The sequence below is a fragment of the Pontibacter coccineus genome (genome assembly GCF_030546575.1).
GTDB lineage: Bacteria > Bacteroidota > Bacteroidia > Cytophagales > Hymenobacteraceae > Pontibacter > Pontibacter coccineus.
The window spans coordinates 175,318-189,551 of the sequence record NZ_JAUOTN010000009.1; the positions used below are offsets into that span (position 1 = coordinate 175,318).

Sequence of the window (14,234 nt, forward strand, 5' to 3'; positions counted from 1 at the left end):
GGGAGAAAATGCAACCCAGGTTTCTGGCCATTTTTGACCATCATTTTTATTTTATCTAAACCTTTATTTTGTCTTTTATGAAGAAAAAATTACAGTGTTTATTATGGGGAGTGTTCTTCCTTCTGTTTCACTTTCAAAGTATTGCCCAAGGCACAGCGGTAAGTGGGACAGTGACCTCGGCAGCAGATAAGTCGGCGCTACCTGGAGTTTCTGTTGTTGTTAAAGGCAAGACTAGAGGAACGGTAACTGATATTAGTGGAAAGTACACGATTGAGGCTGCGCCATCTGATGTGCTTGTATTCAGCTTTATTGGGATGAAGCGGGTTGAGCGAACAGTAGGCAACGCCACTACAATAGATGTGATGCTGCAGGATGATACCAAAAGCCTGAGCGAGGTAGTGGTGACGGCATTTGGCGTTGAACAAGAAAAAAGAGCACTTGGTTACTCCGTTCAGGAAGTACAGTCCAGAGAGATAACCGAAACGCAGCAGGCAAATATTGTGAATGCCATGCAGGGTAAAGTTGCTGGTGTTCAGATTACAAACTCTGGTGGTGCTCCGGGTGCCTCAGCCATCATGATGATCCGTGGTGGTACTTCCCTGAGCGGTAACAACCAGCCGCTGTATGTGGTGGACGGTATACCTGTAGACAACTCGACAGCTGTGAGCCAGGGAGGTCTATCTGCCGGAACAGCACCTGCTTCTAACAGGGCAATTGACATTAACCCTGAAGACATTGAAAGTATATCTGTATTGAAAGGACCTGCTGCGGCGGCCCTGTATGGTTTGCGTGCAGCTGAAGGTGTGGTTGTGATCACTACTAAGAAAGGAACTGCTGGAAAAGCCAAGATAAACTACTCTAATAGTTTCTCATTTGACAAAGTAAACAGACTGCCAACACTCCAATCAGAATATATGCAGGGGGAGCAGGGGGCATTTGACCCTGCTTCAATCGGCTCTTGGGGCCCGCGGTTCGAGTCTGGGCAAACCATTTACGATAACCTGGAAAGTATCTTCAAGACAGCCTTTACCCAAAAACACGACGTGTCTGTAAGCGGTGGAACTGAACGCTCTACTTTCTATGGCTCTGCCTCACGATTTGATCAGGGTGGTATTGTAGACAACACAAACATGGAGCGTAATTCATTCCGTTTGTCTGCTGATACAAAAGTGTCTGACAAACTTAAAGTAGGTGGCTCTGCTAATTACATAAAGTCGAGCAGAAGCTATGTGCCGCAGGGGAGTGCAAGTGGCGTAATGGGAGCCGTATACTGGCCAAGAAATGATGATATGCGCAACTACCTGACTCCGGAAGGGATACAGCGAAATATCGCCGTTAATGATAACCCGCACTGGAGCATACAGAATAAGCCTATTACCAGTGATGTAGACCGTGTGATAGCGATCGGTAGTGTGATTTACGATCCTTTCGAATTTCTGAATGTAACCTACCGCTTGGGTACGGACTATTTTACTGATGATTTCAAGAGTGTCAGAATGCCGGGGACAACTACAGTAGGCGAAGGTAAAGGAGCCCTTTCCCAATCTACTACCAGTAACCAAATTACAACATCTACCCTGTTGGTTACTGCCAAGAAAACCTTTGCGAATGATTTTAACACAAGCCTGACATTAGGTAACAACGCGGAAGATTCGCGCAGACAAACTACCTCCTGGTACGGCAGAAACTTTATTGACCCTGACTTTGCCAATATCAACAACGTTGTGCAGACAGACCGTACGATTTCACAGAATGTGTCTCAGCGTAGAATCGTCGGAGCTTTTGCTGATTTGAACCTGGACTGGAAAGGTATCGCGTTTGTTAATTTCCGCGGTAGAAACGATTGGTCATCTACCTTGCCAGTAAAGAATCGTTCATTCTTTTACCCTTCGGTGAGCGGCTCTCTTGTAGTAACCGATCTGCTGGAAGAGATGGGCGCCACGTCCGGCGGTGATATTCTTTCATTCGGTAAAATCAGAGCATCGTGGGCCAGAGTAGGTAAAGATGCGCCTCCACACGTGTTGGCAACAACACTGGCAACTGCTACAAACTCATTTACAATTGCCCCCCGCGGTTTTATTTCCAACGCCAATGATTACTATGGCAACCCGGCTCTAAGACCAGAGTTTACGAATTCCTTTGAGATTGGCGCTGATGTCCGCTTCTTCCGAAACAGAGTAGGTCTTGATGTTACTTATTATAAGACGAGCACAGACGATCAGATTCTGGGGACTCGCACCCCTCCATCTTCCGGTTCATTCCTGGCATACCTGAATGGTGGCCGAATTGACAATGAAGGTGTGGAGGTTATGCTGAACATGCAGCCGGTTACAAACGAGAACTTTACTTGGTCTGTAGACTTTAACATAGCCAAAAATAAGGCTACTGTGAAAGAATTGCCGGGTACCTTGGATCGCGTTGAGCTGTCAGATGCCTTAGTATCGGGTTCAGTGGCACAGGGCGCTGCATTCCTGGGAGGCTCTCTGTTTGGTATCAATGGAAACGTATGGAAGCGCAACGATGCAGGCCAGTTACTACTTGATAACAACGGCTATCCGCAAGTAAACTCTACAAACCAGTATATCGGAGATCGTAATCCGGACTGGACCGGTGGTATTACCAACACACTTACCTACAAGACATTTTCTTTCTCATTCTTGTGGGATATTCGCGTGGGAGGAGACATATACAATGCAACAGAAAACACGCTGGTACGCTCCGGTCTGAGCACCAAAACGCTTGACCGCGGCCAGACCCGTGTCTTTGAGGGTGTCATAGAGTCTACCGGCGAGGCAAATACCAAAGAGGTTGTTCTGGATCAGAATTATTACCAGACAATCTATCCTTTCCAAGGTTATGATTTTGTAGAAGATGGAAGCTGGTTGAGACTACGCTACATTACATTGACCTACAACTTGCCAACACGCATGCTTGGCAAAACACCAATCAGCAACCTGCAGGTCTTTGGTACCGGACGTAACCTTTTACTGTTCACAAACTATTCAGGCGTTGACCCTGAAGTTTCTGGTAGTGGTGCAGGTGTAGGAGGCTCTGGCTCTTTCGGCTTCGATAACCTCGGTATCCCTGCCACTCGTGGCTTTGATATCGGACTAAGATTAACACTCTAATTTTTTGCAGCATCATGAAAATTACATATTCTAAAATAAAGCTCTTTCTTGTTGCTACGCTGTTGTTCAGCACCTCCTGCGAGAGCTATCTGGATATCAACGAAGATCCTAACTTACCCACAATCGTACCGGCACATACTCGCTTGGTAGGAGCTATTACTACTACCAATGGAGCGTCTATGTGGCGTGGTTCGCGCGAAGTCGCCGGCATTACGCAATATGCTTCCACGGCACTCACTACTGGCTCGAACAGGAATGCGGAGACCTGGCGCTTTACTGCCAGCTACTTTTTCTGGCAAAACGCTTATGTGTTTACAATGCCTAACTGTGTGGACCTGATCGTGCTGGGGGAGAAAGAAGGAAACCCTCATTTTGTAGGAGCCGGCAAAACGCTCTTAGCCCTTAACTACGGCATGCTCACCGACCAATATGGAGCTATTGTGGTGGATGACTACTACGATGGGACGTCGCAAATTAAGCTTACTCCAAAGTTCAATACACAGGAAGAGGTGTATCAGAAGATAGATCAATTGTTGGATGAGGCGATTGAAGCGTTTAACAACCCGAACAACAAGGTGTCGCTGAACTTTAGTGGCGGAGACATTATGTATCAGGGCAATGTGGATAAATGGCGTAGGCTGGCATGGTCGCTTAAGGCAAGGTATGCTAACCACCTCTCAAAGAAAGGTAGTTTGTATAACTCAGCGAAAATAATTGAGGCTGCCCAAAATGGATTTAATGCAGACGGTATGGATGCTGAGTTTGCTTACATGGCAGGAGCACAGCAGACGGATGAGAACCCTTGGTATAGCTGGGGTGGTTTTACATCTGTAGATCCGGTAAATGATCGCTACTTCGCCTGGACTCAGTTTTTCGTGGACCTGCTTCAGAACCTGCCGGTAACGGAGACAGATTATCAGGATCCACGCATCAGTCGCATCATGAACCCGGCGCCTTCAGATGGTCAGTACCGTGGTCTTCGCTCCGGATTAGGCCTGGCAGGTGGTCAGGGTGGTTCAGGTAAATTTACCTCGGTGTCAGACTACGGACTGTTTAAAAACAGTGGCTATTATACAAAGGCAACCTCTCCGTTCCCCTTCATTACCTACTCTGAAGTTAAGCTAATCGAAGCGGAGGCTAAATTAAGGTCTGGTGACGCGGCAGGTGCCTTAGTTGCTTTTGAAGAAGGTGTTAAAGCTAATATGCGCAAGCTTGGGGTAACTTCTGCCGAGATTAACGCTTATTGGGCAGCACTGTTGGCAGATGGGGTAGCAGCTCATTTCTCTAACCAGACGCGGGGCCTGAGTCATATCATGCGCCAGAAGTATATCACGCAGTGCCTGAACCCTGAAACATGGGTCGATATGCGCCGCATGGACTTCAGTCAGGAGATCTACGGTCCTTCGCTGAAGCGCCCTGAGAACATTAATACCGTTGTGTTCAATGCCAATGATCCGAGTCAGTGGATTCAGGGTATGGTATATGAAACGAATGAGCAGAACCGTAATGGGGAGCAGATAGGTGACAACTCTGAGCGGTATCGCCTGCTCACACCGCTTTGGTGGAACCGTCCCTAATTAGTTTTCTTTTTCTGAAGATCCCCCTGTGGAGGAGGGGGATCTTCTTTCATTAGGGTTACTTCATATGCATAAGCTTCTACTCTTACCTTTTGTCTTTTTTCTTTCTATCATGGCTAAAGATGTGGTTGCGCAAGCACCGATTGAAAAAGAGCTACGACAAAAGACATTTGAACGGTTGCGAACTATTATCGAGAGCTCTCCGGCACTCACAGGCATGGTCGCAGTTGACCTCTCCAATGGCGACACGTTCGCTTTCAATCAAAACGAAATTTTTCCACAAGCCAGCGCCATCAAGATTCCTATTCTGATGGAGGTATACAGTCAGGCATATAAGAAAAAAATTGCCCTAAAAGATATGCAGCCGATAGACCCAGCCGCTGTGGTTGGGGGTACAGGCGTCATTAAGGATTTACAGGGGCCTGTTTCGCTGAGTATACAGAACCTGGCGGTACTGATGATTACCTTAAGTGATAACACCGCTACTAATATCCTGATCGACCTGGTCGGTATGTCTGAGGTTAACAAATCACTACAGGCACTGGGCTTGCAACAAACCCGACTTCAACGCAAAATGATAAATGCAGCGGCCTCGGGCCGTGGGGAAGAGAATATCGCTACTCCTGCTGAGGCGGCCCGTATCATGCAAATGTTATACAAGGGAGAATTCCTGAATAAAGCTACTTCAGCGGATATTGTTTCGATTCTGAAAAAGACAGATCGCAGGACCAGCCGATTAGCTCCTGGCATACCCTCAGAGGTTCCCATCGCCTTCAAGCCCGGTTCCTTAAACGGGGTATCAACTGAATGGGCCATTATATTGCTGCCAGAGCGGCCTTATGCGGTAGCTATCATGGAAAGCTATAAGATTGATGGACAAGCGCCACAGGTCATGGAAGAAATCTCAGAAACACTCTACCAATACTTCTGGCGAGTCGGGAATGCTACCCGGTACGGCACCTATGTAGACCCGAAAATGATAAAGTAAGTGTTCTATCAATAGCTGTATCAGAGCTCTTTGTTAATGCTTTTGTATATGAATGTCTTTACTTCCAAGAAACACTTCATGATATGACGATATCAAAACGCCCACTTTTCCTGCTGCTGGTTTTGCTCTGCCTGTATCATACAAATGCGCTTTGTCAGCGGAAGAGCAGTCCTTTAGCAGGTAAGACCATTTGCCTGGATGCGGGTCATGGTGGTACCGCGCTCACTGATAGTTATCGGGTTGGCCCGACCGGTGAGCGGGAAGAGTGGATAAATCTGCGGGTGGCGCTGCTGTTACAGAAAATGCTGGAAGAAAGTGGAGCTACTGTGCTGATGACACGTCTGACTGACGAGAATGTTCCCTTTGATGATCGCATTCAATTAGCTACTGAGAACAAAGCCGATGTCTTCATCTCTGTGCATCACAATGCCACGGCTGATACCGCGGTAAATTTCCCCATCATCTACTATCATGGCAATGCTTCCGAAAACAAGGGGAGTATTGCGCTGGGCAAGCTGCTGGCCAAAGAACTTTCAAATCATTTGTATACTGAGGCACCTCCGGCAACCTTGGTTTCTGACCATGCTATCTTCCCATCTGCTGGAGCGAAAGTGCTGCGCGGAACCTACGGCATCCCTGGTGTAATCGCTGAGGCATCCTTTTTTACAAACCCTGCTGAGGAAAGCCGTCTTAAAGATGACGCACATAACCGGAAGGAAGCGCAGGCTTACGTAGCGGCACTGGAGATCTTCTTCTCAAAACCTGTCCCAGGTATAGCATCTAAAAATTCAATAGTGACCCTTCCTCCGTTCAAAGTTTTTCAGGAGGCTGAGCGAGTAGATGGTACAGCCCTGCTCTGGCACCAGGATTATGTAAAAGGTAGTGAGCTGATGAAGAGCAAGGATAAGCAAACGCTGCAACAGGCCTACGATCTGCTTACCCGCTCTGTCCGCTCTTTTCCCGACTCGTACCTTGCTGCACAATGCCACCTGAACCGCGCGCATGTACTCAAAAAATTAGGAAACCGGAAGGAAGCGAATGAGGAGAGAAGGCGGGCTAAAGAGTTTTATGTCGTGTTGGGTAAGTGAATACCCACTGACCGCAGGTATAACAGCTTCTACTTCTACATGTAACCAAATAAAAACCTCACCCTTTCAAATACTATAAACGAGTAATGAGATTTAATTCCGGACAACTAAGAAACATTGCCCTCAGATGTGCTGTACTGGGTCTGCTACTTTGTAGCGCCTGTGCCTCACCCACTTTCAGGACACATTACAAACCTGTTGTCTTTGATGCCGAAAGAAAGAAGCTATCCCTTGAATATATGGAGAAGAGGCACGGCTTGGTGCAGGACTCGCCCTATATAAAACCCAAAATGATCGTGTTGCACTGGACAGCTATACCTACTCTAGAGCAGTCCTTCGACGCGATGAACCCTGTGCACTTGCCCGGCTCCCGCAGCAACCTGGGGGCTGTTAGTGCTCTGAATGTATCAGCTCAGTTTCTGGTAGACCGTGATGGTACGATCTTCCAGCAGCTGCCTGATACCGCCTTTGCCCGCCATGTGATTGGTTTGAATCACAGTGCCATAGGGGTTGAAAATGTAGGTAGCGCAAAATCTCCTCTGACGAAAGCACAACTAAAGGCAAATGAGGAGTTGATCAGGTATCTGACAAAAAGGTATGGCATCGAGTACCTGATTGGTCATTATGAGTACAAGCTGTTCATCGGTCACGAATTGTGGAAAGAAAGTGACCCTAACTATCTGACAGAAAAAACGGATCCGGGGGAATCTTTTATGCAAAAAATAAGAAAAAGAACGAAAGACCTTGAATTAAAGGGGCCACCGGCACGGTAACCTCTTCAGTCTACAGTGCTTGGTCATCCGGACATGAAAGCCAAATACGCCTTCAGCTACACGCCTACAGGTATAAAAGGGATGGCCGAAACGCCGCTGCACCAGGACAAGGTATGTTACGGGCTGGATCTGCACAATTACGATGTGAGCACTTTCCGGAAAACCGGCCGAATTAACCTGAGCTGGATGATCGAACTGTACCAGGCTTACCCGGATAAGGAACGCTTCTTCGATAACCAGATCGGTAACATCGACAAGCTGGCCGGTACCAAGAAGTTTAAGGAGCAGATCATCGCCGGTGTTTCGGAAGAGGAGATCCGCAAAAGCTGGGAGCCGGGGCTGAGCCAGTACAAGCAGAAGCGCCAGAATTACCTGCTTTATCCCTGATAAAGGAGGCGTGTCAGATTGAAGATTTTCAGGACTTGATTTTGGGGATCAGGAATATAAACAGGAACATGCAGAATGTGTTATGTCCCGCGCTGTAACTGGAAAAAGCCGCATCAATACAGTTTATGCCTTCCGGTGTCTGCATATTTGAAAAGATTGACTTTGCCGGATTGTGCGCGTTTTGTTTGCTGTCACAACATTGGATTTTGGGGCAATTGCAGCTTTAAAATCAATAGAAGCGGTTGTTAGTCGGCAAAAGGATTAAATTAAAATAATTATTTAAAAATATATTAAATAAGTTTAATTTTATATGCGTGATTCTGCGTTATTTTGTATAGATTAGCATTGCTGCTTTTTTCTTTTTTAGCTAAAATGATTGCAATAACCTGTGCGCTATAAGCCTTTTTTACTAGTTTTAATGTGAGTTTAATATATACCCGAATAGAGAAGGTCGAATGTTGCTGGCTAAATTGTATTATACAAAGTTATTTTGCCAGAGCGCCCGGCCAGCGTCCTGAGGAGAGTTAATTCTATGTTTTACCAATAACCAATAACCAATCTACCCACAATAATCTTAACCAATAGCCACGTAGTTATGATGAAAAAATTACAGTGTTACCTATGGGGGATATGCTTCCTTCTGTTTCACTTTACAGCCAATGCTCAGAGCACGACTGTAACCGGCACGGTAACTGCCGCCTCCGACAATTCCCCGCTGCCTGGAGTTACGGTAGCCGTTAAAGGTCAGCCGCGTGGTACGAATACCAGCACGGATGGCAAGTTTTCTATTTCGGTAGCACCATCCGATGTGTTGGTGTTCAGTTTCATAGGCATGAAGTCTGTTGAGAAGCCTGTTGGCACGAACACAGTAATCAATGTGGCCTTGCAGGCAAACGAGCAGAGCCTGAGTGAAGTAGTAGTAACCGCCCTCGGTATCAAGCAGGAAAAGAAAGCCCTGGGTTATGCCGTAACAGAGGTTAAAGGTTCCACCATCGCCCAGACACAGCGCGAGAACTTCGTGAACGGCCTTGCCGGTCGTGTGGCGGGTGTGGAAGTGAACGCTTCTTCCGGTCTGCCAGGTTCGTCTTCTTCTATCGTGATCCGTGGTATCAGCTCCCTGAGCGGCAGCAACCAGCCATTGTTCGTAGTAGACGGTCTTCCGATTAGCAACAACACCACTTCTACCGGTGTGTTTGCTTCTTCTATCGGTGCCGGTTCCCGTTCATTCGAGAACAGAGGCGTTGACTTTACCAACCGTGCCGCCGACATCAACCCGGAGGACATTGAGAGCATCACCGTACTGAAAGGTCCTGAAGCGGCCGCTCTTTATGGTATAGAGGCTGCCTCTGGTGCCATCGTGATCACCACCAAGCGCGGTCAGGTAGGAAAGCCACGTATTAACTACAGCAACAGCTTCCGTATCGACCGCATCGTGCGCTACCCTGAGATCCAGCAGAAGTACGACAGAGGTGCCAACGGTTATACCACCGAAGGTGACGAAAGCCTTTCTTACTTCGGTGCCCCATACTCTTCTGAAGTGCAGTTTTACGACAACGTGAAGAACTTCTTTGATGATGCCTTCACACAAAAGCACAACCTGGCCTTCACAGGTGGCAACGAAGCCGCGCAATACCGCATCTCTGGTTCTTATACCGATGCACAGGGTTTCATCCCGAACACGGGTCTGGAGCGTATCACGCTTTCCTCAGCCATCACAGCTAAGTTGAGCAAGCGCCTTTCAACAGACGTAACGTTCGACTATACCCGTTCTGACAACGACCAGGCCTTTAGAGGTGCCGGTGGTCCTTTGCTGCAGCTGCTGCGCTGGCCATCCACTGACGACGCCAGCAACTACCTGACGCCAACTGGCAACAGAAGAGACTTCGGCGCTTACTCAACTGCTATTGAGAACCCGTTCTTCAACGTGAACAAGAACATCTTCAACTCCCTGACCGACCGCTACAGACTGAATGCCAGCTTAACAGCTGACGTGACGGACTGGATGAAACTCGTAGGCCAGGCAGGTGTTGACTACTACACAGAGAAAAACACGATCGTGCGTCACCCAGAGTCAAATGCAGGCCGCTCTTTTGGCGGTATCTTCGACCAGGCCGTGATCACGAACCGTAACCTGACGTTCCAGTACTATGCTCAGTTCACAGCCCCTACGCTGTTCAATGACAAACTGCGCACTGACCTGAAGCTGGGTAGCACGGTATATGACTACAACACCTTCAGTGCAGCCGCTACAGGTGAGCAGTTTATGGCCCCTAACCTGTACTCCATCAACAACACCACCCTTGCCACGCAGCGCGCTTACAACAACCTGACACAGCGTCGTTTGGTAGGTGCATGGGGTAGCTTCAACGCCAGCTACAACGACATCCTCTTCCTGACCTTGACAGGCCGTAACGACTGGAGCTCGACGCTGCCAGTGCAGAACAACTCGTTCTTCTATCCATCTGCCGGTCTGAGCTTTGTGTTCACCGAGCTGGAGCCATTCCAGGGTATCAAGAATGTGCTGTCTTATGGTAAGTTGAGAGGCTCTATTGCCCAGGTAGGTAAAGATGCCCGTCCATACAGCATCCGTCCGTTCTACGAAACGGCTATGACAACGGGTGGTGGTTTCCGCTATGGTTTCACTGGTCCAAGCCTGAACCTGCGTCCGGAAATGACAACTTCTTACGAATTCGGTACAGAGTTGAAGTTCTTCAACGATCGCTTCGGTATCGATGCGACTTACTTCAAGAAGAAGTCAGTTGACCAGATCGTGCAGAACCTGCGTCTGAGCTATGCAACTGGTTTCGTACTGATGACCTTCAACGCCGGTGAGATGGAGAACTCAGGTATAGAGCTTCAATTGAACGGTACGCCTGTGGAGAACAGCAATTTCAGATGGGATGTGTTGTTGAACTACACGAAGAACAACAGCAAGCTGACCAAACTTCCTGGCGATGTGCAGGAGTTCTACAACTCTGACACCTGGTTGTACGGCAACGTGCGTGTAGGCTCACGTGTAGACGGTCCGTTGACTACCTTCACTGGCTACGACTACCAGCGCAACGATAATGGTGACGTGCTGATCAACCCTTCAACTGGTCTTCCTATCCTGAACACCAGCGAGTGGGCCATTGTAGGTGACCGTAACCCGGACTTCAACATCGGCCTGACGAACACCTTCGCTTACAAAAACCTGTCACTCAACTTCCTGCTTGACATCCGCAAAGGCGGTGACGTGTACAACGCCACAGAGCACTTCCTGACCACAACTGGTTTGAGCAAGCGCACGCTGAACAGAGAAGAGCCACGCATTGTGACAGGTGTGTTGAAAGACGGTCTGGAAAACACTGCCAGCCCAACACAGAACAACATTCCGATCGACCTTTACAGAAACTCTACTTACTGGGCATCTATCTACCCGCACCAGAGCTTCATTGAGAAGGACGTGAACTGGGTACGTCTGCGTGACGTGACACTGAACTACCGCATGCCGACCAGCATTATGGAGCGTGTTAAGTTCATCGAAGACCTGAACGTGTTTGTAACAGGCACTGACCTGTTCCTGATCACAAACTACTCTGGTCTGGATCCGGTTGCGAATGGTAACTCTGCTGCAGTAGGTGGTGCCGGTGGTTCCGGCCTTGATTACGGTAACTTCCCGTTGCCTAGAGGAATTAACTTTGGTATTAGAGCAGGATTTTAATTAAGATGAAAATGAGAAAGATATTAGTTGCTTCTCTTATAGCGGCCAGCGTGTTTTCGGCATCTGGCTGTAAAGATTACCTCGACGTAAACACAAACCCGAACGGTCCGGATGCCTTGCTGCAGCCGGAGTTGTTCCTCCCGCAAATACAGTCTGAAATGGCAGTAGCGGTGCAATGGGACGGTCGTTTTGCTGGTCAGTATGTGCAGAACTGGGCTTCTACAGCCGCTGACAACGCCATTGACCTGCACGGCAACCCGCTTTCTGATACTTACGCGCAGCTCTGGAGAGCCGTGTATTGGAGCATGGGCTATAACCTTTCGGATATGATCGAAAGCGGCGAGCGCAGCAAGAAATACGACTTTGTAGGCGTAGGCCACATCATGCGTGCGTACGGCTGGCAAACCCTCACCGACTATCATGGTCCAATCATCATGACAGAGGCCTTCAATACTGACAAACGCGTGTTTGGCTACGACGATCAGCCGGTTGTTTACCCTGAAATTCAGCGTTTGCTGGTAGAAGGTGTGAAAAGCCTGGAGCGTACAGACGGATTGGATGCCGCCAGTTCTGGCTTGAGCAAAAGCGACCTGATCTACGCAGGTAACAGGGACAAGTGGAAAAAGTTTGCATACGGTATGATGGCCATTAACGCCCACCGCCTGACAAACAAAGGCTCTTACGACCCGAACAAAGTGATCGAGTATGTGAACCAGTCGCTTGCCAGCAATGCTGACAACGCTATGATCCGTTTCCAGGGAGAAGTAAGTGCTAACACAAACTTCTTCGGGCCGATCCGTAACAACCTCGCTACTACCCGCCAGACCGACTACATCGTAGGCCTGCTGGATGGTACCAACCCATCGCTGCGCGACGAGAAACTGGCAGGAACAGATCCTGTATTTGCCGGACAGCATTTGAAAGACCCACGTCTGACAGCTATGCTGGCTCCTTCGCCGGACGGTCAGTACAGAGGCCTACGTTCTGGAAAAGGCATCACAGGTATACCTGCCGCCGAGATTCCGAACAACCTGTGGGGTTCTGTAGGTGCGTCTACGGCACAGCCGCGCCAGATCTACATTTTCGGTAACGCGGCTCCTTTCCCGCTGATGACTTACTCACAGCTGCAGTTCATCAAAGCGGAGGCTGCCTGGATCGCCGGTATGAAAGACGTAGCGCTGGATGCTTATACAAAAGGTGTAACAGCGCACATCGACTTCTCACGCACCTATGCACCGGATCCAGCGATGTTTGATCAGCGCAAGGCGGCTTACCTGGCCAGCGAAGAGATCATGCCGAAAACCAGTGAAGGACTGACGCTCTCTAAGATCATGCTGCAGAAGTATATCGCGACCTGGGGCTGGGGCTTCCTGGAAACATGGTCAGATATGAGAAGATACCACTACAACAAGGATGGTGAAGTGTATACAAGCTTTGTATTGCCAAGCCCGCTGAACGTGTCTAACCAAGGAGAGCCTGCTTACAGAGCACGTCCGAGATACAACTCAGAGTATATGTGGAATCAGGAGGCGCTGCGTGCTTTGGGCGGCAACGACGAGAACTACCACACTTATGAAACTTGGTTCAGCAAACACGAATAATCAGATAAAGAGATGATGAAGATATTTAAAAGAGCATTCCTGTTTTTGGCAGCAGGCCTCATGTTAGGAGCCTGCGAAAAGAACGCCATCCCTGAAGTGACAGAGCCAGTGCAGGTCGGTGGCGCCTATGTGAAGTTCTTCTTCCAGGTGGAAGGAGCACCACGCGCTAACTTCTACCTGGACAGCAAGAAAGTGACCGGTGTAGCACCTACTACAAGTAACATCGTGTTGGGCAACCTGTATGGTTCGGTATACCCAAGCAATGCCTACGCAATGGTGCCAGCTGGTAGCTTTAACATGAGTGCGATTGACACAGTGGCAGGGAAGGGCACGGCCGACGTACTGGCAAGCACTTCTGTGAGCCTGGCTGCTAACAAGCACTACTCAGCTTACCTGGCAGGTACTCCGGCAAGTTATGAAGTGTTCATGGTAGAGGACAACCTGCCGCCGGCTGACTACACCAAAATCTGGTGGCGCTTTATGAACACGATGGCCGACATGCCTTTTGCAGTGGATGCCTACGCAGTGCGTTCGGCTGTAGCAGCAACTGAGACAAAGCCGGCTGAGCCAGTTGAAGTATATGAGCTGGGCAAAGGCCTTAACTTTAAACAGCATGGCCCATACGTAGAGCTGAAGCCGGGAACCTATACCTACAAGGTATTCGCTTCCGGAACAGCGTACGATCCTGCTACTTCCACTGCTTACATTCAGCAGTCATTTGCAGTGGCGTCATTGGGCCGTGTGTACACTACCCAGATTCGTGGCACTTACGTTGAAAAGCCAAAAACTACTCAAATAGATTACTGGAGAGAGAGATAAGGTGGTTAGCCCGGGGCTGCGCTGGCCCCGGGTTACTCTCTGCCTTGCTTTCAAACAGATGCAGGTCGGCTACAGGCTGGCATGTATAGCAATAGATAGATAGTGATAGATTAGCTTACGAATAGTTTTATTACCATGAAAGAGCCCCTCCTTTACTAAACCTATCGGAG

At 48.7% G+C, this 14,234-nt stretch carries 8 protein-coding genes and 1 pseudogene; all 9 read left to right on the plus strand.

The window, feature by feature from the left end; all coding sequences use genetic code 11:
• Nucleotides 1-77: 77 nt before the first annotated feature.
• Nucleotides 78-3,128, plus strand: a complete 3,051-nt coding sequence (locus Q4E40_RS18450; protein ID WP_303414263.1) for a SusC/RagA family TonB-linked outer membrane protein — start codon at nt 78-80, stop codon at nt 3,126-3,128.
• A 14-nt stretch (nt 3,129-3,142) separates the two neighbouring features.
• The gene (locus tag Q4E40_RS18455) at nt 3,143-4,705 is read left to right on the plus strand and encodes a SusD/RagB family nutrient-binding outer membrane lipoprotein (protein WP_303414264.1); all 1,563 of its coding nucleotides are present in this window, start codon (nt 3,143-3,145) and stop codon (nt 4,703-4,705) included.
• Nucleotides 4,706-4,772: 67 nt separating this feature from the next.
• Nucleotides 4,773-5,693 (plus strand): serine hydrolase, encoded by a 921-nt coding sequence (locus Q4E40_RS18460; RefSeq protein ID WP_303414266.1) that lies wholly within the window; start codon nt 4,773-4,775, stop codon nt 5,691-5,693.
• 83 nt (nt 5,694-5,776) lie between these two features.
• Nucleotides 5,777-6,781 carry an N-acetylmuramoyl-L-alanine amidase family protein gene (locus Q4E40_RS18465; RefSeq protein WP_303414267.1) on the plus strand — a complete coding sequence of 335 codons (1,005 nt, stop codon included), beginning with the start codon at nt 5,777-5,779 and terminating at the stop codon, nt 6,779-6,781.
• A gap of 239 nt (nt 6,782-7,020) precedes the next feature.
• Nucleotides 7,021-7,554 (plus strand): N-acetylmuramoyl-L-alanine amidase, encoded by a 534-nt coding sequence (locus Q4E40_RS18470; RefSeq protein WP_368411180.1) that lies wholly within the window; start codon nt 7,021-7,023, stop codon nt 7,552-7,554.
• A gap of 12 nt (nt 7,555-7,566) precedes the next feature.
• Nucleotides 7,567-7,941, plus strand: a pseudogene (locus Q4E40_RS18475) (DUF1343 domain-containing protein); the annotation flags it as partial.
• Between the two features lie 595 nt (nt 7,942-8,536).
• Nucleotides 8,537-11,644: a SusC/RagA family TonB-linked outer membrane protein gene (locus tag Q4E40_RS18480; RefSeq protein WP_303414270.1), complete on the plus strand. Its 3,108-nt coding sequence runs from the start codon at nt 8,537-8,539 to the stop codon at nt 11,642-11,644.
• Nucleotides 11,645-11,655: 11 nt separating this feature from the next.
• Nucleotides 11,656-13,245 (plus strand): SusD/RagB family nutrient-binding outer membrane lipoprotein, encoded by a 1,590-nt coding sequence (locus tag Q4E40_RS18485; RefSeq protein ID WP_303414271.1) that lies wholly within the window; start codon nt 11,656-11,658, stop codon nt 13,243-13,245.
• Nucleotides 13,246-13,257: 12 nt separating this feature from the next.
• Nucleotides 13,258-14,064: a DUF4397 domain-containing protein gene (locus tag Q4E40_RS18490; protein WP_303414273.1), complete on the plus strand. Its 807-nt coding sequence runs from the start codon at nt 13,258-13,260 to the stop codon at nt 14,062-14,064.
• The last annotated feature ends 170 nt before the right edge of the window (nt 14,065-14,234 follow it).